This is a genomic window from Taibaiella soli (assembly GCF_003236175.1).
In the GTDB taxonomy this organism is placed as follows: Bacteria; Bacteroidota; Bacteroidia; order Chitinophagales; family Chitinophagaceae; genus QKTW01.
Window position 1 is genome coordinate 106531 of record NZ_QKTW01000009.1, and the last position, 24087, is coordinate 130617.

General features: G+C 43.6%; 15 protein-coding genes. 14 read left to right on the forward strand and 1 reads right to left on the reverse strand.

The features are described 5' to 3' along the window. The first annotated feature begins 47 nt into the window (after window positions 1-47). The 13 genes from dnaJ to DN068_RS05845 all read left to right on the forward strand — a co-directional run bounded on the left by dnaJ (window position 48) and on the right by DN068_RS05845 (window position 18489). The gene (dnaJ, locus tag DN068_RS05785) at window positions 48-1232 is read left to right on the forward strand and encodes a molecular chaperone DnaJ (RefSeq protein WP_110997948.1); all 1185 of its coding nucleotides are present in this window, start codon (window positions 48-50) and stop codon (window positions 1230-1232) included. Between the two features lie 109 nt (window positions 1233-1341). Next, the gene (locus DN068_RS05790) at window positions 1342-4200 is read left to right on the forward strand and encodes a gliding motility-associated C-terminal domain-containing protein (protein ID WP_110997949.1); all 2859 of its coding nucleotides are present in this window, start codon (window positions 1342-1344) and stop codon (window positions 4198-4200) included. Window positions 4201-4431: 231 nt separating this feature from the next. After that, window positions 4432-6240, forward strand: coding sequence for a gliding motility-associated C-terminal domain-containing protein (locus tag DN068_RS05795; RefSeq protein ID WP_110997950.1), 1809 nt, complete (start codon window positions 4432-4434; stop codon window positions 6238-6240). A 171-nt stretch (window positions 6241-6411) separates the two neighbouring features. Then, a complete protein-coding gene (locus tag DN068_RS05800) occupies window positions 6412-7749 on the forward strand; it encodes a sigma-54-dependent transcriptional regulator (protein ID WP_110997951.1) in 1338 nt (445 codons plus the stop codon). A gap of 226 nt (window positions 7750-7975) precedes the next feature. After that, the gene (locus DN068_RS05805) at window positions 7976-8335 is read left to right on the forward strand and encodes a DUF7674 family protein (protein WP_110997952.1); all 360 of its coding nucleotides are present in this window, start codon (window positions 7976-7978) and stop codon (window positions 8333-8335) included. A 102-nt stretch (window positions 8336-8437) separates the two neighbouring features. Beyond that, complete coding sequence (locus DN068_RS22485) at window positions 8438-8512, forward strand: potassium-transporting ATPase subunit F (RefSeq protein WP_394342324.1); 75 nt, start codon at window positions 8438-8440, stop codon at window positions 8510-8512. Between the two features lie 43 nt (window positions 8513-8555). Further along, entirely contained in the window at window positions 8556-10274 is a 1719-nt protein-coding gene (gene kdpA, locus DN068_RS05815; protein ID WP_110997954.1) for a potassium-transporting ATPase subunit KdpA, read from the forward strand. Between the two features lie 30 nt (window positions 10275-10304). Then, window positions 10305-12422: a potassium-transporting ATPase subunit KdpB gene (kdpB, locus tag DN068_RS05820; RefSeq protein ID WP_110997955.1), complete on the forward strand. Its 2118-nt coding sequence runs from the start codon at window positions 10305-10307 to the stop codon at window positions 12420-12422. Window positions 12423-12442: 20 nt separating this feature from the next. Beyond that, the gene (gene kdpC / locus DN068_RS05825) at window positions 12443-12997 is read left to right on the forward strand and encodes a potassium-transporting ATPase subunit KdpC (RefSeq protein WP_110997956.1); all 555 of its coding nucleotides are present in this window, start codon (window positions 12443-12445) and stop codon (window positions 12995-12997) included. A 33-nt stretch (window positions 12998-13030) separates the two neighbouring features. Beyond that, complete coding sequence (locus tag DN068_RS05830) at window positions 13031-14137, forward strand: outer membrane beta-barrel protein (RefSeq protein ID WP_110997957.1); 1107 nt, start codon at window positions 13031-13033, stop codon at window positions 14135-14137. Between the two features lie 70 nt (window positions 14138-14207). Beyond that, window positions 14208-15533 (forward strand): outer membrane beta-barrel protein, encoded by a 1326-nt coding sequence (locus tag DN068_RS05835; protein ID WP_110997958.1) that lies wholly within the window; start codon window positions 14208-14210, stop codon window positions 15531-15533. A 129-nt stretch (window positions 15534-15662) separates the two neighbouring features. Then, on the forward strand, window positions 15663-16790 hold the full coding sequence (locus DN068_RS05840) for a sensor protein KdpD (RefSeq protein WP_110997959.1): 1128 nt from the start codon (window positions 15663-15665) through the stop codon (window positions 16788-16790). Window position 16791: 1 nt separating this feature from the next. Next, window positions 16792-18489 (forward strand): ATP-binding protein, encoded by a 1698-nt coding sequence (locus DN068_RS05845; protein WP_110997960.1) that lies wholly within the window; start codon window positions 16792-16794, stop codon window positions 18487-18489. Window positions 18490-19484: 995 nt separating this feature from the next. Here DN068_RS05845 and DN068_RS05850 read toward each other — a convergent pair. Further along, on the reverse strand, window positions 19485-20093 hold the full coding sequence (locus tag DN068_RS05850) for a helix-turn-helix domain-containing protein (protein WP_243630120.1): 609 nt from the start codon (window positions 20091-20093) through the stop codon (window positions 19485-19487). Window positions 20094-20526: 433 nt separating this feature from the next. On the opposite strand from DN068_RS05850, the gene DN068_RS05855 reads away from it, so the two are divergent. Beyond that, the gene (locus DN068_RS05855) at window positions 20527-24081 is read left to right on the forward strand and encodes a LamG-like jellyroll fold domain-containing protein (protein ID WP_110997962.1); all 3555 of its coding nucleotides are present in this window, start codon (window positions 20527-20529) and stop codon (window positions 24079-24081) included. Window positions 24082-24087: the final 6 nt, after the last annotated feature.

Sequence of the window (24087 nt, forward strand, 5' to 3'; positions counted from 1 at the left end):
TGTCTATTAATGGCAATTGTTGAATGACGGATTTTCAAAGAAAGTAAATGTCAAAGAGAGATTATTACGAGGTGCTTGGGGTAGCGAAAACTGCCAGTGCGGATGAAATCAAGAAATCATACCGTAAAATAGCGATGCAGCATCACCCAGATCGTAATCCGGGCGATAAAGCAGCAGAAGAAAAGTTTAAGGAAGCGGCGGAAGCATATGATGTGTTGAGCAATCCAGACAAAAAAGCTCAGTACGATCGTTTCGGACATGCCGGAATGGGTGGTGCAGCCGGCGGTGGTTATGGCGGTGGTCCTGGTGGTATGCGCATGGAAGACATCTTCCAGAACTTCGGCGATATTTTTGGCGATGATATGTTTGGCAGCTTCTTTGGCGGCGGTGGTCGTCAAGGCGGTGGTGGCGGACGTCGCCAGGGTACGCGTGGCGCAAATCTCCGTGTAAAACTGAAAATGGATTTTGGTGAAATCGCAAATGGCGCCAACAAAAAAATTAAAGTAAAGAAATACGTTCCATGTCAACCATGTGATGGCAGCGGTGCGAAAGATAAAAGCTCTGTACAGACTTGCGGTACTTGCGGTGGTTCTGGTCAGGTACGTCGTGTGACGAATACCTTTCTGGGCCAGATGCAGACAGTTACTACTTGTCCAACCTGTAATGGTGAAGGCACACAGATCACTGCGAAATGTACCCATTGTAAAGGCGAAGGCCGCGTATTTGGCGAAGACACGCTGAATCTGGACATCCCTGCAGGTGTAGTAGATGGCATGCAGCTGAGCATGGGCGGCGCCGGTAATGCCGGTGAGCGTGGTGGTCCTGCGGGCGATCTGCTGATCGTTATTGAGGAAGAAAAACATCCGCATCTGAAACGCCAGGATCTCGACGTGATCTATCAATTGCATGTTTCTTTCCCTGATGTGGTTTTAGGCACGCAGGTAGAAGTTCCGACAATTGATGGTAAAGCGAAGATCAAGATTCCGGCAGGTACGCAAAGCGGTAAAATATTCAGACTGAAAGGAAAAGGCTTCCCGGCTTTCCAGTCATATGAAAAAGGTGATGAACTGGTAGAAGTGAATGTATGGTCTCCGCAACATCTGTCTAATGATGAAAAGGCTTTACTTGAAAAGCTGAAAAATTCAACAAATTTTCAGCCAGGACCAGACGCCAAAGATCACAAAGACGAGAAAAGTTTTTTCGATAAGATAAAAGACGCATTCGGGGGTTAAGCATAAGCTTAACCCCTTTTTTTATATATTCCCTTTGCTTCCAACTTTTTTCTTTGTAATATAGTCTTCTTAATAATAATATAACGTTTATTAAGCTAAGCTATTTCCTATGAAAAAGTGGGCTATTTTCTTGCTCTGCGTCTTTTGCGCTACCTGGCCCTTTTCCAACAAGCTAACAGCACAGGCCCTGCCGCCATTACAACCGGAGCAGGACGCTTGTAACGCGCTGGAGCTTTGTGGGCTGTCATTTACCGTGCCGTATTCTTATAGCGGTTACGGACAAAAACTAGAACACTCTCAAGGACCGCCAACCTTTAGCTGCTTTGATGAAACCAATTCAGTCTGGTTCAAAATTACCGTAGCAACACCCGGCAATATTGTCTTTAAGATTGTTCCGGCTGATTCTACCAATGACTATGACTTCGCTGTGTTCGATGTTTCTCAGCATCCATGCGATTCCGTGCTTTATTCAACCCAACAGATCCGTTGCAATGGTAATACCATCTTGCCGATTGGCAGTATTCCCGGTGGTATCATCGGGCTGGATATGACGTCTACTTTGTTGAATGTGCCTGCCGGTACTATAGGTAGTCCGTTTTGTCAATTTATAGCAGGTACTGCAGGGCAACAATTGCTGATACTGGTAGATAACTTCAGCGCCAGTGCTGCCGGCTTTACAATAGACTTTACAGGTACTACAGCCACGTTTGTACAAGGACCGCATCCTGCGCTGGCACAAGTAATGCCGGCATGCAGCAAAAGCGAAAAAATAACGGTAAAAACAACGAAGCCTGTAAAATGTAATTCTATTGCGACTGATGGCTCTGATTTCTTTCTAACTCCGAGTGGTACGATAGCATCGGCTGTAGGACAGAACTGCAGCACGCCGAACGGATATACTACCCAGATAGATTTGCAATTTGCATCACCACTGGCTCCGGGTAATTATGTAGTCAACGCACAAACAGGCACTGACGGGAACACTCTGCTGGATCTTTGCGGCAATGCATTGATAGCGCCGGATACACTACATTTTGTGGTAGACCCTGCGAATAATCCTGCGATGGTCCGCCTTGATACGCCTGCTTGTATTGATGCTAAAGTGGTGCTTAGTCATAGAATCCTAAACAGCACAGTCGCGGCTAATGGTAGCGATTTTAAAATAACCGGTCCCGGTCCGGTGTCTGTAGTAAAAGCGATTCCGCTTGCGGCTAATGCATCGCCATACGCGGATACGATTGAGCTCTTCTTCAACAGTTCCATAAAGGTGCCAGGTAATTACACCTTATCTGTGGTAACTGGTACTGATGGAAACAAAGTGGTAGATACCTGCGGATTTTCGGTCATCAATACAATCGGATGGTATGTGTCTGACCATGGTTATCTCACAGCAAGTGCAACGCCGAATGTGTTATGTAAGCCAGGTTATGTCAGTCTCAGTGCCGCAGCACAGATACCGCCACCTGCGCAAGTGTTGAACTGTGGTGTTAACGGAACTGTTTGCAGTAATCCTTCTAATCCTGTTTCTATCGGTGATCCTTTAGCTGCTGGTAATTCATACGAGTCACCATTCATCGGCTACTATAAAAACGAGCGTACACAAATGTTGTTTAAAGCCTCTGAATTAATTGCTGCAGGCATGACGTCTGGTACTATCTCGCAACTTACGATGAATGTGATGTATAAATACAGCACCAGTCCGTTCAATAATTTCACCATCAAAATGCAATGTACTACACTTGATTCGCTCAATGATTTTGCATCGGGAGGACAAATTGTATATGCGCCTAAAACCTATTCTACCGTTCAGGGCACGAATACTTTTTTGTTTGACAATACCTATGATTGGGACGGTATGAGCAACGTAATTGTGGAAATGTGTTTCAACAATAATTCCTGGACATCTGCCGATGAAGTTCAGGTAACACCAAATGTAGGTTCAAAGGTGTTTTTGAATATGCTTGACGATAACACCAGCGGTTGTGCATTAGCGTCTAATACCGCCTGGTATCCGCCAGCATCTGATCGCCCGAATATTACGTTCTCACAGTGTTTACCTCCGAGTGGCAGTTATGAGCCTACCTGGGTGAATGCTTCATTGATTGGTGATAGTACTAGCTTTAATACGAGTGCTTATGCGCGTAATTCAACAACGTATAAAATCCAGATCTTCGATACAAATCGTTGTTACCGCAGAGATACCGCCAATGTAATCGTATCTGTACGAAATCCGATGCTACTTCCTTCTGCCGATACTGCTATTTGTTACGGTGATTATGCCACGTTAAATGCAAGTGGCGGTGTTACTTATCAGTGGTATCCTGCTAACGGTTTGAGCTGTACTAACTGTCCAAATCCGACAGCTAATCCGATGACCTCTTCCGTGTATTATGTTTCGATTGCGGATCAATATGGTTGTGCGGACACGCTCAAAGAATCAATTAAAGTGAACCCATTGCCGATGGTGGAAACGCGCGCTGATACCAGCATTTACTGGGGCGGATCTGTGGTGCTTAATTCTTCGGTTACGCATGGGCTGTATTATCTCTGGTCGCCGATTACCGGTTTGGATAATCCGAATATTAAAAGTCCGACAGCGACGCCACAAGTGACAACGATTTATACTTTATTGGGCATAGACAGCAATCAATGTAAAAACAAAGATTCTGTGAAGATTACCGTGATGGACAATATTCCGATTTTCATCCCATCAGCATTTACACCGAATGGTGACGGCAGGAATGATGATTTTCATGTGAAAAATTTGTCCATTCAGCGCATCACAGAATTCCGCGTATTTAATCGCTGGGGACAAGAAGTATTCTCTACAAATGGCAATGATAAAGGCTGGGATGGTACTTTCAAAGGCGTTGACCAACCAACCGATGTCTACAATTATCTAATCAGAATCACTTCGCCGGACGGACATTCGGATACGTATAAAGGAGACGTGACCCTAATCAGGTAATGTGTTTAATATGGGAAATGTGGTTTTACTAAATAATAAAAAATGGAAAAAGGGCGTTCATTGAACGTCCTTTTTTATTGCAGCAGGATGCCGTTTAAAATTTGGTATGAAGATTGATTAAAAGATCTGTTGATGGTAAAAAAACATGAAAGATGCGATTCTTGTTTCGGGTTCGTTTTGATGTTTATGGGCTCCCAAATGATTTATAATGTTTAGTTAAGTGTTGTTTTTATGAAAAAGTGGGCTATCCTATTGCTCTGTATGTTATTTGCTGCCGGGCCCTTTGCCAATGATCTGTTTGCACAGGCGTTGCCTCCAATGCAACCCGAGCAGGATGCCTGTAATGCTATAGAACTTTGTGGACTGACATTTATGACGCCTTATTCCTATAGTGGGTACGGACAGAAAATGGAGTATTCACAAGGAGGACCAAACCTCGGTTGCTTTAATGAAACCAATTCTGTCTGGCTCCGGTTTAGAGTAGCGACAGCGGGAAATATTGTATTTAAGATCATTCCGCAGGATTCCACCGACGATTATGACTACTCAGTATTTGATATTACTCAACATTATTGCAACGCTGTGCTGAATACTTCGCCGGTTCGCTGCAACGGTAATACCATTTTTCCAATCGGCACTATTCCTGCGGGGATTGTAGGTTTAAACATGACCTCTACCTTGGTGAATGTGCCGGCCGGTACCATAGGTAATCCGTTTTGTCAGTTTATTACGGCAACGCCGGGACAGCAATTCCTGATTCTGGTAGATAATTTCAGTGCGAGTGCTGCCGGCTTTACCATTGACTTCACCGGCACGACTGCAACTTTTGTACAAGGACCGAAGCCGGTGCTTGCTGAAATAATACCAGCCTGTAACAAAAGCGAAAGCATCAATATAAGAACCTCCAAGCTGGTAAAATGTAGTTCTATTGCATCTGATGGTTCTGATTTCTTCCTAACGCCAAATGGTACGATTAGTTCCGCAACCGGCTTGAATTGCAGTACGCCTAATGGTTATACCGATCAGATAGAATTGCAGTTTGCGTCGCCATTAGCTTTGGGAAACTGTGTTGTCAATGCGAAAACCGGCACAGACGGCAATACCTTGCTGGATCTTTGCAATAATGCTTTGCTTGCCCCAGATACTTTACACTTTACCGTAGATTCATTAATTGATCCTGCGATAACACGTCTTGACACCCCTGCATGTGCCAGGGCCAGGGTCATCCTCAATCATAGTATTAGAAACAGCACGGTTGCCTATGATGGCAGCGATTTTAAGATAAATGGTCCCGGGCCGGTAAGTGTGATTAAAGCAATTCCAATTGCTGCGAATTTATCTCCTTACGCCGATGCAATTGATCTTTTCTTTAATAAATCGATAGAAGTACCTGGCAACTACACCTTGTCTGTAGTGACCGGCAGTGATGGTGATAAAGTCCTCGATATTTGTGGTCTTTCTGTCGTCAATACCATCAGCTGGGATGTGTCTGATCAGGGTTATGTAGTAGCTAGCGCGGTGCCGGCCGCATTATGTAAAGAGGGGTATGTTGATCTCAGCGCGACGGTTGCGGAAGGTTGCTATGGGCCTGTTTGGCTAGACAGTTATATGCTGGGCAACGATACGATTTTCAATACGCAAGCTTACGCCAATGCTACTAATATTTATAAAGTGCAGGTGTACGACAGTAATAGCTGTTATCGGAGAGATACAGCAATGGTTGTTGTTTTCAACGACTGTGTAGATACGCCCATTGTAAAGTCACCGCCGTTTTTCATTCCTTCTGCGTTTACACCAAATGGCGATGGTAAAAATGATTTTTTTCACGTCAGCAATCTTTCTGCCCGGCGTATTTCGGAATTCAGAGTTTTTAATCGTTGGGGACAAGAGGTGTTTCGTACAAGCGGCAAAGATAAAGGCTGGGATGGCACCTGTAATGGTGTGGCGCAACCAGTAGATGTATATTATTACATTATCACAGTTGCCTCGTTCGATGGGCATTCGGATACGTTTAAGGGAGACGTGACACTCGTTAGATAATGTGTTTAATGTGAATAAATCTGTCGAATGTGATTTCTCAGAATAATTTGAAAAGGACGTTCATAGAACGTCCTTTTTTCACGCCCGCACACAAAACACATTCATCATATTAAAACACATTTCGCACATTAGTAGTTCTCGCATTAAATTTGTGTTCTCATCTGACGATTTATGTTTTCACTTCTGATCATTGACGACGAAGAAAAGCACCGGAAATTACTGGCCCGTTTATTGACCATGGAAGGTTATAAAGTTTCAGAAGCCGGAACAGCACAACAGGGTTTAAAATTGCTTGCACAGCAGCATACAGACATCATTATCTGCGACGTGAAATTGCCCGATGCGTTTGGCGTAGATCTTGTGGCCGAGCTAAAAAATAAATATCCTACAACCGAAATCATTTTGCTCACCGCCTATGGTAATATTCCTGATGGCGTGAAGGCGATCAAGAATGGCGCGTTCGATTATATTGTAAAAGGCGACGATAACGACCGGATTATTCCTTTGCTGAGTCGTGCCACGGAGAAAGCGAGTTTGCAACAACGCGTGGCATCGCTGGAGGCAAGGCTGCAGAAGAAATACAATTTCGACAGTATCATTGGTGAAAGTGCGGAGATCAAGCAGGCAATAGCTTTAGCAGGGAAAGTAGCGCCGACAGATGTCGCTGTATTATTGACCGGCGAAACCGGAACTGGTAAAGAAGTATTTGCACAGTCTATTCATTACAATAGCAAGCGGAGTTCAGAACCATTTGTGGCATTGAATTGCAGTGCACTGAGCAAAGAGATTATGGAAAGCGAGTTGTTCGGGCATAAAGCAGGAGCATTCACCGGGGCAATGAAAGACAAGAAGGGATTGATTGAAGAAGCGAAAGGCGGCACTTTGTTTTTGGACGAGATCGGTGAGATGCCGCAAGAACTACAACCAAAGCTGCTGCGCTTTTTAGAGAATGGAACTTATTATCGTGTTGGTGAAACTGTAGAACGCAAAGCAGACGTGCGTATCATCACGGCTTCCAATCGCGAGTTTAAAGAAGAAATAGAAGCCGGCCATTTTCGCAGCGATCTGTATTACCGCATCGCAGTGTTTACAATTTTGTTGCCTGCTCTTCGCGATCGCAATAAAGATATTCCGATGCTGGCGCAATATTACCTCCGGATTTTTGCAGAGAAAACAAACGGACATTTGAAAGCGATCAGTAAAGAAGCAATCAAGGCATTGCAGCAATATGCGTGGCCTGGTAATATACGCGAACTCAAAAACGTTATTGAACGTGCAGTAATTCTTGCTGATGGAGATTCACTGGAGATAAATAATTTGCCGTATGAATTACAGCATTGCGGAGATACTGAATCTGCAACTTCCATTTATGATCTTGCATTGATCGAAAAACAACATATCAGAAAGGTGCTGCAGCATACATCTGGCAATAAAACAGAAGCTGCGCGATTGATGAATATTGGATTGGCAACACTGTATAGAAAGATAGAGGAGTACTCGCTGAAATAATGGACAACTGTCAATTGCGTCCCCGGCGCCTCCTCATTTTGATAAAAAGACCTTCTCATTTTGAGAAGGTTTTTTTGTTTTGGCACGTGCCAATTTCCCTTCTTTTATAAATTAATTCGTTGCGTTTCATTCGGTTGCATGCAGTTTGAATTCCCTTTAACAATTCTGGTACAGCGTTTGGCTTATATAGTTTGTGAAGTGGTCAAAACCGCCTCGCAAACCTAACATGAATCAGTATGAAGTACCGGCCTGCATCGAAGATGAATTGCCGGAAATTAAAGACGAACTGAAAACCGTTAGTCCGGTTGTAAACGTGTTTAAAACACTTCAGTGCCTCACCGGTTATACCCGAAAAATGATTGCTGCTCATGATTTCAAAACAGCAAAAAAATGTTTTTCGCTAGCCGGAAAAATTTATGAAACAGGTAATTCGGTAGTAAGAAATGCTGTCGAAAATGTGTTCGTGTATGCATTTCCGTCCATGTTCTGCCGGTGTGAAGAAACAGAACGTAACAGACTTTACGCCCTCATGCCGATGTCGTTGTACACGGTGTACATCGCTCAGGTGATCAAATCAGGTATCTAAAATTCCATTTATGGTTATTCTACTTCTTATAGCAGCCCTGCTTTGTTTTGGGCTGTTTTACAAATCAATCGACTTCTTTGATAAAATCTGAATCTTATGATGATGCTTCTTTTTCTGGTCTGCATACTGGCTTTTGTCTACCTCATTTATGTATTGCTCAAACCAGAGCGATTTTAGACTGCCACTGTGAAAAAAATAAATTCAAAACGATACAACTAATATGAATAGCGAATATCTGGGCATAATATTTAGTTACATTCTTACCATCTGCATTGCCTTGCTGCTGGCGCGTTACATTGCTAAAGTGTTTTTGGGAGAAAAGGTCTGGACCGATAAATTGTTTGGTCCGCTCGACCGGTTCCTCTTCCGTTTTATGGGGATAAAAGAAGAGGAGGAGATGACCTGGAAAGAGCATCTCAAAGCATTGCTCACCATTAATATGCTTTGGTTGGTCTATGCATTTTTTGTTTTGCTCTTCCAGGATAAATTACCACTCAATCCGGATCACAATCCTGGTCAAACGCCAGACCTCGCGTTCAATACGGCGATTTCCTTCCTTGTAAATTGTAACCTGCAAGATTATTCCGGAGAAAGCGGTGCTACTTATTTCAGTCAGCTGTTTGTGGTTACATTTTTACAGTTTGTAAGTGCTGCCACCGGTATTGCCGCGCTGGCAATAGTTTTCAAAGCACTCAAAGAAAAGACAGTTACTAAGCTCGGCAACTTCTGGGTGTATTTTACAAAATCGATCACACGCATTTTATTACCAATCTCTATTGTTATTGCAACCGTACTGGCATTCAATGGTACGCCGGCCAGCTTCAAAGGAAAGGATACCATCATTACAATGCAGGGCGATACACAAAATGTATCTCGTGGTCCGGCAGCTGGCATGATAGCAATCAAACACCTTGGAACCAATGGTGGTGGCTGGTTTGGCGCTAACAGTGCACATCCTTTAGAAAATCCGAACTACATCACGAATGTTACAGAGATCGTAGCGCAGGTAATTCTGCCGGTAGCATTAATCTTCGCCATGGGCATTTATATACGTCGCAAGAAATTTGCCTACATCGTTTTTGGTGTGATGACTGTGGGGATGTTTATGTTACTCATTCCAACAATTGTCAGCGAAGTACATGGTAATCCTGCTATCGCACACATGGGCATCAACGGTGCCAATACTGCAATGGAAGGCAAAGAAGTACGACTAGGCATACCTGCCAGTGCTTACTGGACAACCATGACGACTATCATTTCTACAGGCTCTGTAAACTGTATGCATGAAAGTATGATGCCGATGACAGGTGGTATGCAACTGCTCGGAATGATGATCAACTGCTTTTATGGTGGTTGTGGCGTGGGTATTCTCAACTACTATATTTTCATCATCATTGCCGTATTTATTTCCGGATTGATGGTGGGTCGTACACCCGAATTTATGGGACACAAAGTAGAAGCGAAAGAAATGAAGATCGCGGCGATTATCGCATTGCTGCATCCGTTTCTGATACTTGCCGGCACAGCAATATCATCGTACGTAATCGTGAATCATGGTGGTGCTGCATGGACAGTGCAACCTAAAAACTGGTTAAATAACCCCGGTTACCACGGCTTCTCCGAAATGCTTTACCAGTATACATCCTGCGCTGCCAACAATGGCTCTGGTTTTGAAGGTCTCGCAGACAACAATATGTTCTGGAATGTGACAGCAGGTTTCGTATTGATACTTGCACGCTTCCTTCCCATCATCGGTCCGGTCGCAATTGCGGGTATTATGGCGCAGAAAAAGTTCATTCCCGAATCTGCCGGTACATTGAAAACAGATACTGCAACTTTCGGTATTATGACGATGGCTGTAATTATGATCATCGCTGCACTGGCCTTCTTTCCGTCGCTGGCACTTGGCCCGCTTGCAGAATATTTTAGTATGAAATAGTCCTTAACTGGAGCTGATAAAAAGATAAAAATGAAATCGTCTGGCAATAAATTATTTGAAAAAGAACTGGTGATGACCAGTCTGAAAGCTTCGTTTGTGAAGCTGAATCCCAAAGTGATGTTCCGCAATCCGGTGATGTTTACCGTAGAAGTGGGCACATTGATTATGCTCATCGTCACTGCATATACTTTCATCACAAAAGATCACACACAAGGTAGTTTTGGTTATAACCTCACTGTTTTCATCGTGTTGCTGCTCACATTGCTGTTTGCCAATTTTGCCGAAGCCATTGCCGAAGCAAGGGGTAAAGCACAAGCGGATAGCCTGCGTAAAACAAGAGAAGATACCCCTGCGAAAAAGATTATCCTCATGGGTGAAATTTTCCTTAATGAAATACACACAGTAAGTTCGGTGGAGTTGAAAAAAGGAGATTATTTTTTGTGTGAGGCGGGTGATGTTATTCCAATGGATGGAGAGATTGTAGAAGGATTGGCTACTATTGATGAAAGCGCTATCACAGGGGAATCTGCTCCCGTAATTCGCGAAGCAGGTGGCGATAAATCTTCCGTAACAGGCGGCACGAAAGTGCTTTCAGATCGTATTAAAGTACGTGTGACCACAGAGCCAGGAGAGAGTTTCCTTGATAAAATGATTGCACTCGTAGAAGGCGCCAACAGGCAAAAAACACCTAATGAAATTGCACTCACCATATTGCTGGCAAGCTTTACACTTGTGTTCATTATTGTGTGCGTTACCTTAAAACCGTTTGCAGATTATGCGCAGACACCTATCACCATTGCGGCATTCGTCTCCTTGTTCGTTTGTCTGATTCCTACTACAATTGGCGGTTTACTTTCTGCCATCGGTATCGCAGGTATGGATCGTGCGTTGCGTGCCAATGTTATTGCGAAAAGTGGTAAAGCTGTTGAAACGGCCGGAGATATAGATGTATTGTTGCTCGACAAAACGGGTACTATCACGATCGGTAACCGTAAAGCATCTCATTTCTGGCCTGCCGACGGCGTCAACGAGAAAGCATTTATGGAAGCCTGTATGCTGGCTTCGCTTTCAGATGAAACACCGGAAGGTAAATCCATTATTGAACTGGCAAACACGCGCAGTATGAATACGCCGGTTTTGAAGAAAGAGGAAGTGTTGAAGTTTATCAAGTTTACTGCTGAGACACGGACTTCCGGTATTGATCTGGATCGCGCACTGCATCTGCAAAAAACAGGCAGTCATAATGGAAATGTGGCTACGCTCGATGATCCTTGTATCCGTATTCGTAAAGGTGCATTTGATGCGATCCGTAATATCGTAACGAAAGCGGGTAATCAATTTCCGCCGGCAACTGCGGAGAAAGTAAAAGAGATATCTGGTAACGGTGGCACGCCGCTTGTAGTGTCGCAGAATGAAAATGTAATGGGTGTGATTGAATTGCAGGATATCATCAAACCCGGTATTCAGGAGCGTTTTGAACGCTTACGCAAAATGGGTGTGAAGACGGTAATGGTAACCGGCGACAATCCGCTTACTGCAAAATTCATTGCTGAAAAAGCAGGTGTGGATGATTATATCGCAGAGGCGAAACCGGAGGATAAAATGAACTACATCAAACGGGAACAAACGGAAGGCCGTCTTGTTGCTATGATGGGTGATGGTACGAATGACGCGCCGGCACTGGCTCAGGCAGATGTGGGTGTGGCTATGAACAGTGGTACTTCGGCCGCGAAAGAAGCAGGTAACATGGTTGATCTCGATAATGATCCGACTAAATTGATTGAGATCGTAGAGATTGGTAAGCAATTGCTGATGACACGCGGCACGTTGACCACTTTTAGTATTGCCAATGATGTTGCCAAATATTTTGCGATTGTTCCCGCATTGTTTATTGCTACTATTCCCGCGTTGAAAGCAATGAATGTGATGAATCTGACAAGCCCTGAATCGGCAATTCTTTCTGCTGTTATTTTCAATGCCATCATTATTCCGCTGCTGATTCCATTAGCGTTGCGTGGTGTTGCCTACAAAGCGATTGGTGCAAGTGCGTTGTTACGTCGCAATCTGCTGATCTATGGTATTGGTGGTGTCATCGTTCCATTTATCGGTATCAAATTAATCGACATGCTCATTTCCCTGTTCCTGTAAAAACGAAAAAGAAAAGCTATATGAAAAAGTATTTGTTGCCATCGATTAAACTCACTGTTGCTTTGCTGGTTTTGCTGGCTGTGATTTATCCGTTGTTAATTGCAGGTATCGCTAAGATGGCGCCGGGTGCTGGCGATGGCGTTAAAGTATATAGAGATGGAAAGGTAGTGGGCTATGAGAATATTGCACAGGCTTTCAGTGATGATACCTATTTCCAGCCACGTCCGTCTGCTGTTGGTTATAATGCCGCAGGTTCCGGAGGTAGTAATAAAGGTCCGACCAATCCTGAATTTCTGAAAACCGTACAGGATCGTATTGATACGTTTATGGTGCATAACCCGGGTGTAAATAAAGCAGATATTCCAACGGAACTGGTAACCGCATCCGGTAGTGGTCTTGATCCCGATCTTTCCCCGGAAGGCGCCCGGATACAAGTGAAACGCATCGCAACATTACGTCGTGTCCCAGAACAGAAATTGTATGATCTGGTAGCGGCACATACGCAGAAATCACTGCTCGGTCCTTCGAAAGTGAATGTGTTGAAATTGAATGTTGCACTTGATGAATTGAAATGAAACATCAGATGATTTTAAAAACGAAAGGACTATATGAAGAAATATTTACTGGCAGGATGTATGCTGTTGGCGATCGAAAATGCATCCGCGCAATTCATTCGTTATGCATCGGGACCGGACTCTGCTAATAATGTACAGGTATCATTGGAAGGTTATGTAGACGCTTATTTTGGCTATGATTTTAATCAGCCGCAGGATGGGAACAGACCCTATTTTGTATCGGCAAACAGACACAGCGAGGTGAATGTGAACCTCGCTTACCTGAGCCTGAAACTTTCCTCAGACAGGGTACGTGCTACCTTCACCCCTGGCTTCGGAACTTACATGAATGCCAATTACACTGCCGAGCGCACAACGCTTCGCAACATTGTAGAAGCAAACGTTGGCGTAAAGCTATTCAAACACAAAAACATCTGGCTGGATGCGGGTATTATTAATTCTTTTTACACCAATGAGTCCGCAATCTCTTTTGATCAGTTGATGTATTCCCGGTCGCTCGGCGCGGAATACGTACCGTACTACCTTGCTGGCGCGAAGCTGAGCTTACCGTTGACGGACGAAGTCAATCTTTATTTATACCTGCTTAACGGCTGGCAGGAGATCGAAGACATCAACAGCCCGCTTTCTTTTGGCAGCCAGGTTGAGTATAAGCCCAACGATAAGCTACTGGTCAATTGGAATACTTATGTGGGCGATGAACGCTCCAATACACATCCTACTTTCAGCACGCGTTATTTCTCGGACGTGTACGCCATCTATAATCCTTCGTCCAAATGGTCATTCAGCTCTAGTGTTTACGGAGGTATCCAAACTGAAAAAACAGAAGTAGAAACAACGAATCCGAAATGGTGGCAGGCAAATCTGATTGGACGGTATTCGTTTGCAAAAAATCAATCGCTCGCTGCGCGTGGTGAATATTTTAGCGATCCGCATGCCGTTATGGTGGTGCCGGTAACCAATGCCGCCAGTTTTTCTTGTTCCAGTGCCAGCCTATGTTATACAATTGGGGTAACATCCAGGGTGTTGGTCAGACTTGATGCCAGATATTTCTGGTCTGCAGGTAACGTTTTCTTCAATCCTTCGAGCATCCCAATTAATAATGATTTTGCATTGCTGGCAGGAATTACTGCTAAATTTTAAACAGTTTTAAACGAACAACAAACCATAGATGAAACATTCACGATTACTCTTAACTTTTATTGCAGGGTTCATGGCTATCCAAAACACATTCGCCGAAGCAACCGATACTGTCGTGAAGGAGAAAATTCCTTTTGAGGGAATGGATTTTACCTGGCAGAACGGATCTGATCGCAGAACCAATCCGATACTGCAAACCAAATACTTTACCGGGAGCGTTATTGTTGATGCAAACTATACGCATTCGTTCAATAATCCCAATGATAATACCGTTGTGGGTTCTACAGCTTTGGCGCGCAACAATGAAATGGAAGTTTCCTGTGCATCGCTTGGTGGTGATTTTTATTACGAAGGTGCACGTGGCCGTATCATGACACAGTTTGGTACGCGATCTACAGTGGTGCCACGCAACGATTACAGCGTTTATCGGGGACAGTATGATCTGGCAAATGCATACCGTTATATCAGCGAAGCATACGGCGGGTATCACTTCAATGTATGGTACGGCATTAACGTAGACGCTGGTATGTTTATGTCTTATGTTGGTTTGAATTCTTACTATCAGGTAGAAAACTGGGAGTATCAGGCGTCTTATACTTCTGATAACACGCCATGGTTTTTTAATGGTTTGCGCGTACAAATGTTCCCGGCACAAAAGCTGAAAGTGGAATTGTGGTTGATTAATGGCTGGCAGAGCTATGGTAAGTTCAATAGTATGCCTGGAGCAGGTTTCAATGTAACCTGGTGTCCGAATGAAGCAGTTAAATTGCTGACGAATGATTATTACGGCAGTGACGCAGCGGGTATTCCGGATCGCAAACGTTTCCATTCAGACAACAGTTTTCTGTACCGTTATTACAATAATCCCACATCGAAAGGAATTACAAAAATGGCCTTTTCACTTACCGGAGATATCGGTTTTGAGAATGGTGGTGGCGTGACTGCATTTGGTGGTTCTGGCGGACCAGCGCAAAATTTTGTGAGCGGTATGTTTTACAACCGTATCTGGTTTGCGAAAAGCAAGCTGGCATGGACTATCGGTGGTGGCGTAATGACTAATCCTGGCCGTTATCTGGTATTGCTGCCAACTGGTGATGCAAGCCCGCTGCCCAACCCGAACGATCCTACTCAGACAATTGGTACGCATCCATTCACTGCTAATCCCGGCGATAAATTTACTGGATGGGACGCGTCAACTAATATAGACTGGATGCCCAATCAGAGTATTACATTCCGGGCCGAATATGTACACAGAGAAGCCAATGTGCCTTATTTCGCCGGCGCAGGTGGCGTGACTTCTCCAACGGGCTACACAACAACGCCGTTGCCTGCAGACTGGAAACCCGATCTGGTGAAGTCAGAGAGTAGATTGATTTTTGCAGTGCTGTTCCGTTTATAGGTACAGTGTTGTTGATATAAACAGGTGAAGTGGCAGCATTAACGTTGCCCGTCGCCATTTTAGCTTATCTTTTAGTTAGAAAAGAAAGCTCGCTGAAAATGAATTTTTGACATCATCATCTGAAAAGGTATGATAGAAGAACAGGAACAAAATGCCGAACATTTCCTGGAGATGATCCGGAAATCACGTCGCGGGAAATTCAAGATTTACATCGGCATGAGCGCTGGTGTGGGAAAGTCGTATAGAATGCTGCAGGAAGCACATTCATTGTTGCACAACAATGTGGATGTGGTTGTTGGTTATATTGAAACACATGGGCGTAAAGAAACGCTGGCGCTCGTTGAAGGCTTGCCGGTAATTCCGCGCCGGAGTGTTTTCTATAAAGGCAAGGAGCTTGATGAGATGGATACACAAGCCATCATTAACCAGCATCCGGAAGTGGTGTTGGTAGACGAGCTGGCGCATACAAATGTGCCGGGAAGTAGAAATGAAAAGCGCTGGCAGGATGTGCTGGACATACTGGAGGCAGGTATCAATGTAATCAGTGCCGTCAACATTCAGCATATTGAAAGTCTCAACGATACTATCAAGAATGTCACCGGTGTAGAAGTTGCAGAACGTATTCCGGATGCTATTTTGAAGGAAGCAGATGAAGTAGTGAACATTGATCTTACTGCCGATGAACTAATAGAAAGGCTGAAGTCTGGAAAAATTTATGCGGCAGACAAGGTTGAAACTGCTTTGAGAAACTTTTTCAAACCCGAAAGTATTCTGCAATTGCGTGAACTGGCGTTGAAAGAAGTGGCCGGACAAATTGAGCGCAAGGTGGAAACTGTAGTGCCGCGTAATGTGGGCTATCGACACGAAAAAATATTAGCCTGTGTGAGTACCAACGAAAAAACGGCAAAGATTGTAATTCGGAAAGCTGCACGACTGGCTAGTTACTACAATGCGCAGTGGTTTGTGCTCTATATAGAAACGCCTGGAGAAAGTCCGGATAAGATTCCACTGGATAAGCAACGTTATTTGATTAATAATTTAAAATTAGCCACAGAACTGGGTGCGACAGTGATTAAAAATACCAGCGACCGTATATCTAAAGGGATTTTGGAAGAAGTGGAGAAGAGGGCTATCACAACAGTTTGCATTGGTAAGCCGCATTTAAGTCTGTTACAAGTAATTTTGTCTACCAGCGTGTTTAATGATCTGTTGAAAAAGTTGTCACAATTTAATGTAGACTTGATTATTCTTTCCTGATATGAAATTGTCCATCAAATCCAAGCTGTCTATCGGTATCAGTGTACTGTTTGTATTACTGCTGACCGTAAGTGTGGTGGCTTTTACCTTCATCAATATTCTTTCGGGACAAACAGAAAATATCCTGAAGGACAACAATCTTTCTATTCGCTATTGCAATGAAATGCTACGTGCTGCCGACGAGTTTAAAGCACATCCGCAGTCATTCGTCAGGTTTGAAAATGCGCTGAAACAGCAGGATGAAAATGTTACGGAAAAAGGAGAATACGCAGCAACAGCAGATGTGCATGCCTATTTTGACAAGATCAAAGACGGACGTTATACAGATGCAGATGTAGATAGCCTTAACAGGAAGATCTATCATCTGTCAGACATCAATCAGTCCGCGATAGAGAAGAAGAATAGTGCTGCTATCAAGGCGTCTCATGAAGCAAGGTTGTGGATCTCTGTATTGGCCGTAGTTTTCGTGTTAGTCGGTTTTACTTTGACCATTAATATTCCTGCTTCTATTGCGGAGCCGATGCGATTGCTCACAGAAGGTATTCGTGAAATATCCGACAAGAATTATAACAAGCGCATTTACCTCGATAATAAAGATGAGCTTGGTGAAATGGCCGGTGCATTCAATAAAATGGCCGAGAAATTATACGGATATGAGCACAGTAATTTATCGCAATTGATGTTTGAAAAGAAACGTGTGGAAACAATCATCAACCAGATGGAAGATGCCGTAATTGGAATGGATGCGGAAAATAAAATCTTGTTTATCAACAATACGGCCGAGCATTTATTTCATCTCAAGTCATCCGAAATATTAGGCAAATACGCACCAGACGTGGCTTTGTACAACGATTTGCTACGTACCGTTTTGCAGAAAGATCAATCGAGTCAACCATTGAAAATAGTGGTGGATGGCAAAGAGAATTATTTTTCTGCCGACGCGCGAACGGTTTTTAATGAAGAAAAACAAATTGGGGAAGTGTTTACGCTCAAGAATATTACCTCATTTAAAGAGCTGGATATTTCTAAAACTAATTTGCTGGCGACTATTTCTCATGAACTGAAAACTCCGATTTCATCCATTAAAATGAGTACAAGACTCTTGACCGACGAACGCATCGGCGACCTGAATACAGAACAAAAGGAGTTGATCGGGAATGTCTCAGATGATGCGGAAAGACTATTGAAGCTGACTGGCGAATTGTTGAACATGACGCAGCTGGAAACGGGGCAAATTCAGCTTAAGCTTCAGATTATCCAGGCTTCGAAAATTATCGATATGGCATTGCCGGCAGTACAGGTGCAGGCGTCTCAGAAAAATATACATCTAGAGAATACCTATGATGATAACCTGCCAGACATCATCGCTGACGCGGAGAAAACTTCCTGGGTTTTGATTAATCTATTGAACAATGCCATCAAGTTTTCACCGCAGGGAACTAAAATTATCATCCATGTATCGCATGACCATAATAAAGTTTTCTTCTCCGTAAAAGATTTTGGTCCGGGAATTGATGAAACCCATGCGGCGCATATTTTTGATCGTTATTACAAAATTCCCGGAGAACAAGCCGGAACTGGTCTGGGACTTTCCATCGGCAAAGAATTTATTGAAGCACAGGGTGGAAAATTGATGGTAGAGAGCAAACTGGGCGAGGGTAGTACGTTTATTTTTCAATTGCCCGCCGGTCGCATTTAGCATCCCGAAGTATACCCAAAAAACGAACGGGCCTGCATCTAGCAGACCCGCCATTATTACAAAACCAACCGAGTTTAAAATAGCTTTCGAACAATGTTTTGGGGGTGGTTGTGTTAACCTTCGGTCGATCTAAAAATTTAAAAGGATTGTGTACCTGGCTTTCGTTTCTGAGTGTAAAATTTGCTTTTTAAATTGATATTCTTTGTTAATGGAATACTATTGAATAGCTTAAAGGGTATCGTTAACAAACGATTAAGAAAAAGTCTACTCTAGCTCCTCCGAAGCAGGAAAACTTCCAGTGGAAATAGGAATCTATTATGAAAGCGATCCAGATAATGTGATATTAAATGCGAAATCAGATCCCCACGTCGTGCCTCTGGATGACCAGCGTGGTGTGTTCCCAATATAGTGTACAATACCGGCCGGGTTATTACGAGGAATTGCCAAACAGCGAAGCTGTGGGGACGACGTGGTAATCTGATTTCGCTCCGGGAAATTATGCACCACATCTTGTGCTGCAAAACATCAGACCTTTTCGTTTTTGCTCCTTGGTGTTTTTTGAGGGAAACCACTCGCTGTTACCCGGAACATTTCCTTCGTCGATGTGACAAACGGGAGTGCATCGATTTTGTGCCAAACAAAACATCAGACCTTTTCGTCTTTTCGGGAAATGCTCGCGCCGAGCTTCGTTTTTATGGAATGCCGTTGCGCCTTCGTGAGAAGAAAGACCTTTACATCTTCGTTCCTTATGATCTTTGCAGGAAACTCTAGTGTTCGGACTTCGACTCCGCTCAGTCTGACAGGAAATAGATAACGAAAGCCGTTGCGCCTACGTGAGAAGAAGAAAGACCTTTACATCTTCGCCCCTTAGCATCTTTGCAGGAAACTCTAGGGTTCGGACTTCGACTCCGCTCAGTCTGACAGGAAATAGATAACGAAGGCCGTTGCGCCTCCGCGAGAAGAATTCAGACGTCAGAAATCAGACATCAGCGATCCTACTCCTGTTCGAAGAAATAAACAATCAGCATCACCGCTGGCTTTTTGCCTATAGTGCGCGGTACGTGCGACAGACGACCATCGAAGAAAAGTGAATCACCTTCCTCCAGCACATAAGAATTACCATTGATTTCGTATTCGACTTTACCACTAATGATATACTTGTATTCAAAAGCTTCCGTTTGCACCATTGGTCGTGTAGCGCCGGGCTCCAGTGTAAGCAATACAATGTCTACGGTTGCGGCAGCTACGTTTTGCGTATGAATGCGATGGTAAAAAAAGCCAATGGCATCTTCTTTCTGGAAAGGTTCATATTCCTCCTTCTTGCGAACAATAACCGGTTCTACATCGAGATGAGCGGCGATGTCCGCGAAAAAATCACTAATGGCGATTTCCAAAGATTTAATAATACTAAACAAAACAGGAAGAGAAGGAATGCTTCGTCCGTTTTCAATTTGTGATATGAGTCCCTTGGTGACACCTGAGCGATCGGCTAATTCTTGAAGTGTAAACCGTTTCTCCGTTCTGTATTTTTTAATTTTTTTGCTGATTTCCAGCAGGAAAGCACCTTCCATTTTGTGAGTCTTGATGGTATTGTGGAAACGCAAAAATAGGTATTTCGTATAAATCTGTCTTTATACGGACGTTAAATAGAAGTAAACAATGTTTAGTATTTCTGTATTTCCTTTCTGGGAGTTAAAGGGCAAAGGGTTAAAAGATTAATTGGTTAAATGGGGGGTGCGAGTAAGTATCATCTTATTTAACCTTTTGCCATTTTAACCCATTAACCGACACAGGTATATAGATACTATACATTTCTCCCTTTTTATCAGACGCTGTTGTGCACTTTTTGTATTCAGATATGGGTGTGAATCTGTTTATTTATAAGTTGTTGATTGGGATAGTGTTTGTTTGGTTTCTTTTTCTAAATACGTAGAATTGTTAAGTAATACTAAACATTCTTAACAATTTGGTAAACTGATGTTTAGAATTAGTAAACATTCCTGAGGCACTTTTGCTGTCGAAAATCGGTAGCAAAAAATGGAACACTTCAACACAACAAAAAAGCTTTTACGCTATGGCATCGCTTGTATGCTGGGCGTGTTTGGCTTTGTAAGCGCCCAGGCACAAGGGGGCGGCAGAGCTATAAGTTTCCCTGGTACATCGGCGAACGAACACATCAATCTTGGCGACTCTCTTTCCAACAAACTGGATACGGTGAGTTTTACGTTGGAGATGTGGGTAAACTTCAATGTAACGAGCAGTGACCCGAGTTTTATCGGAAATAAAGACTGGAATAGTGGTGCCAATACAGGCTTCGAATGGAATCTGAAAAGCAGTGTTGCAACACAGATTCAATTCAATTTTAAACCTGCCGGAGGTACGCGTGTTGACTACGTGATGACGGTTCCGAAACTACAAGGTAACTGGAACCATATTGCAATGGTCGTAGATCGCAAAGGTATGTTGACCGGTTATGTGAATGGCGTGCAGAATGGTACTCCGGTAAGCATTGCGGCTGATTCTGGAAAGACACTGGATGGTGCATTGCCGATTCGCCTTGGTCAGGATGGTACAGGCACATACGGTTCAAAGTTTGCAGGTAAAATAGACGAGGTGCGTTTCTGGAAATCGGTTCGTACACAAGCACAGCTCCGCGACAATATGTGTCAAAAACTTGCTGGTACAGAAGCTGGTTTGCTCGCGTACTATCCGATGAATGAAACGACGGGTAGTGCAATCAATAACAATGCGACTGCTTATGCAACTGTGTTTAATGGTGTGATGACGAACAGTCCGGTGCGTGTAAACAGCGGTGCTGCGATTGGTGATACTTCGGCAAATATTTATGCGTCTTCTTTCACTGGTGTAGTGCTGTCGCTCGCTTCTGCCGCGCATGGCAGCACAACCGTGCAAAACATGACCGGCAGTCTGAAAGGCATGCAGGTCTATCGTGTAGATGCGGCGCCGAATACTTATGGGTCTATTCCAAACCCAAATGCAAACAATGTTTACTTCGGTGTTTTTCCGGTAGATTCTGCTACGTCAGGAAGCTATGCAGTGTTGCATGATTATACCAACTTTCCTGCGGCAAATACGTTTGAAGGCGGCATTGATCTTTATAAAAGAAAAGGTCCGGACTCTACGTGGAATGCTGCAGCTGCAACAAAAAATACAACTGCTAATACACTCGCACTTAGTGCGCAGACTGGATTGTATGAGTTGATTATTGGCAATTTTTCTAACCCGGCTATTTGTAATACGCCGTCAGGTTTAGGTGTACAAAATATCGCGGCAACTTCTGCTACGCTGAATTGGGTAAGTGGTGGTTCTAACCGTTGGAACATTGAATACGGTGCCGGTAACTTCACAATCGGAAACGGTACACGTATAAGCAATCTCAGTGCAATCACGTACAATGCGTCTGGTCTTGGCGCAAACACTACTTATACTTTTTATGTACAAGATACTTGCGCTGGCTTGAACAATAGTAGTCCGTGGGCTGGTCCGTACACATTTACTACACTCGCTGATTACAGCAAATATGGTGCTGGCTATGCAATGTCTTTTCCTGGTACTACTGCGAATGAGCATGTAAACCTTGGTACGGCTGTATCTGCGGAACTGGATACCAACAATTTCTCGATTGAACTGTGGGTAAACTTCGACAAATTCAACGATGATGAGGTAATCATCGGTAATAAAAACTGGAACAACGGTGCAAACGTAGGTTGGTCGCTCGGTCGTTCTGATAAATCTGGTTTTCCTGCCAGTACACTTTGGTTTAACGTACAGCCACTGAACGGTATTCGTCGTGATTGGCATATCAACTTGCCTGGTCTGAATCTGATTCATAACTGGAACCATGTTGCAGTAACCGTAGATCGCAAAGGCAGCATCGCATTTTATATCAATGGTATTCCGGCAAATATTCAAGGATATGCACAAGGTGGTACGAGTAGCTGGACGACGCCAACAATGGACATCTCTGTTGATTCAAATAAATACACAAAAGGTACACTGCCATTCCGTTTAGGTCAGGATGGAACAGGTACCTATGGTGTGAAATTTAAAGGGATGATCGATGAAGTACGTATTTGGAAAACAGTTCGCACGCAAACAGAGATTCGCAACAATATGTGTCGTAAGGTAGCGCCGTCAAATACAGATCTGCTGGCTTATTACCGGATGGATGAATTGACCGGCAACGCTGCTACAAACCTTGCTGCTTCTACTTCAGGTTCTTTCAATGGTACGCTGACAAACAATCCGGTGCGTGTAGCGAGCGGTGCAGCAATTGGTGATACAAGTGCTTATGTTTATGCAAATTCACTAGCAAATAATTCGCTTGAACTGGCTTCTGCACAAAATGGCAAAGTGATAGTAGATAGCTTCGGCGGTACCTATTCTGCTGTCCAGGTTTATCGTGTAGATACCCTTCCAAACACTACTTACGATATGGCAAGCCTTGGCAATAATAAAACATACTTCGGCGTATTTGCCTATGACACTGCGGGGGTAAGTAATACCAACATTGTTCAGATTTCTTCAGATTACCGTTTGCGTTATGACTACAGCAACTATCCGACGGCTGTGACAAATGCTGCAAATCTGCATCTCTACAATCGAAATGCTGCTGATGTAATGATGTGGACGGATTTTGGCGCGAGCAACAACACAACAGTTCATCAGTTGACAGTGGATGGCATTCAGAAACGTAAAGAGGTAATGCTCGCAGATTTCAATGCGCAGTCTTGTGCGAATGTTACCAATGTGCATGTGGATAGTTTGATGAGTCATTATGCACGCATCGCGTGGACTAGTAACGGGAACAAATGGAATGTGCAATACGGTCCGAAAGGTTTTGTGTTAGGTACAGGTACAATTGATACCGTCACAACTGCAAAAGATGGTATTGCTAATCTGAATGCAGATCAAACATATGATGTTTATGTTCGCAATCGTTGCAGTAATACAGACAGTAGCAAATGGGTGGGCCCTTACAGTTTCCATACGCCTGATCCTTGCGCAGCACCTACAGGTCTTGAAATTCATTACCTCGGCGGAGATTCTGTAATCATTATGTGGCCAAATAACGGTGCTACATCTTATACCCTGGAATGGGGGCAGCAAGGTTATTCACTTGGCGCTGGTATCCTGATTGAAGGTGTTGATTCTAATAAATACGTTTTGACTGGTCTTTCTAACAATATGTCATTTGATGTTTATCTCCGTGATAGTTGCGATGGCATTGGTTATAGTAAATGGTTTGGTCCGGTGACATTCCAGGCAAATGGCCCGATCTGGGATCCAAACCCGCCAACACCAACATCCGTTTCAAATACAGCAGCTAAAGGCGCTGAGTTCAAAGTCTATCCGAATCCGGCACAACAATATATCATCATTGAGCCTTCGGTAAAAAATGAAACCAGCACCGTAGAACTCTACAATGTTCAGGGTGTGGTGGTTCGTAGAGAGACTATAAATGCAGATCATTACCAAATGAATACAGGCGACCTGGCAGATGGACTGTATATGCTGAAATGCAGCAACACGACAACGAAGCAGACATTCAAAATCGTTGTCCGTAAGTAAAATAAT

Excerpts from the sequence above, each read along its gene's own strand:
- dnaJ (WP_110997948.1), top strand. The coding sequence starts at position 48 with ATGTCAAAGAGAGATTATTACGAGGTGCTTGGGGTAGCGAAAACTGCC.
- DN068_RS05790 (WP_110997949.1), top strand. The coding sequence starts at position 1,342 with ATGAAAAAGTGGGCTATTTTCTTGCTCTGCGTCTTTTGCGCTACCTGG.
- DN068_RS05795 (WP_110997950.1), top strand. The coding sequence starts at position 4,432 with ATGAAAAAGTGGGCTATCCTATTGCTCTGTATGTTATTTGCTGCCGGG.
- DN068_RS05800 (WP_110997951.1), top strand. The coding sequence starts at position 6,412 with ATGTTTTCACTTCTGATCATTGACGACGAAGAAAAGCACCGGAAATTA.
- DN068_RS05805 (WP_110997952.1), top strand. The coding sequence starts at position 7,976 with ATGAATCAGTATGAAGTACCGGCCTGCATCGAAGATGAATTGCCGGAA.
- kdpA (WP_110997954.1), top strand. The coding sequence starts at position 8,556 with ATGAATAGCGAATATCTGGGCATAATATTTAGTTACATTCTTACCATC.
- kdpB (WP_110997955.1), top strand. The coding sequence starts at position 10,305 with ATGAAATCGTCTGGCAATAAATTATTTGAAAAAGAACTGGTGATGACC.
- kdpC (WP_110997956.1), top strand. The coding sequence starts at position 12,443 with ATGAAAAAGTATTTGTTGCCATCGATTAAACTCACTGTTGCTTTGCTG.
- DN068_RS05830 (WP_110997957.1), top strand. The coding sequence starts at position 13,031 with ATGAAGAAATATTTACTGGCAGGATGTATGCTGTTGGCGATCGAAAAT.
- DN068_RS05835 (WP_110997958.1), top strand. The coding sequence starts at position 14,208 with ATGGCTATCCAAAACACATTCGCCGAAGCAACCGATACTGTCGTGAAG.
- DN068_RS05840 (WP_110997959.1), top strand. The coding sequence starts at position 15,663 with ATGATAGAAGAACAGGAACAAAATGCCGAACATTTCCTGGAGATGATC.
- DN068_RS05845 (WP_110997960.1), top strand. The coding sequence starts at position 16,792 with ATGAAATTGTCCATCAAATCCAAGCTGTCTATCGGTATCAGTGTACTG.
- DN068_RS05855 (WP_110997962.1), top strand. The coding sequence starts at position 20,527 with ATGGAACACTTCAACACAACAAAAAAGCTTTTACGCTATGGCATCGCT.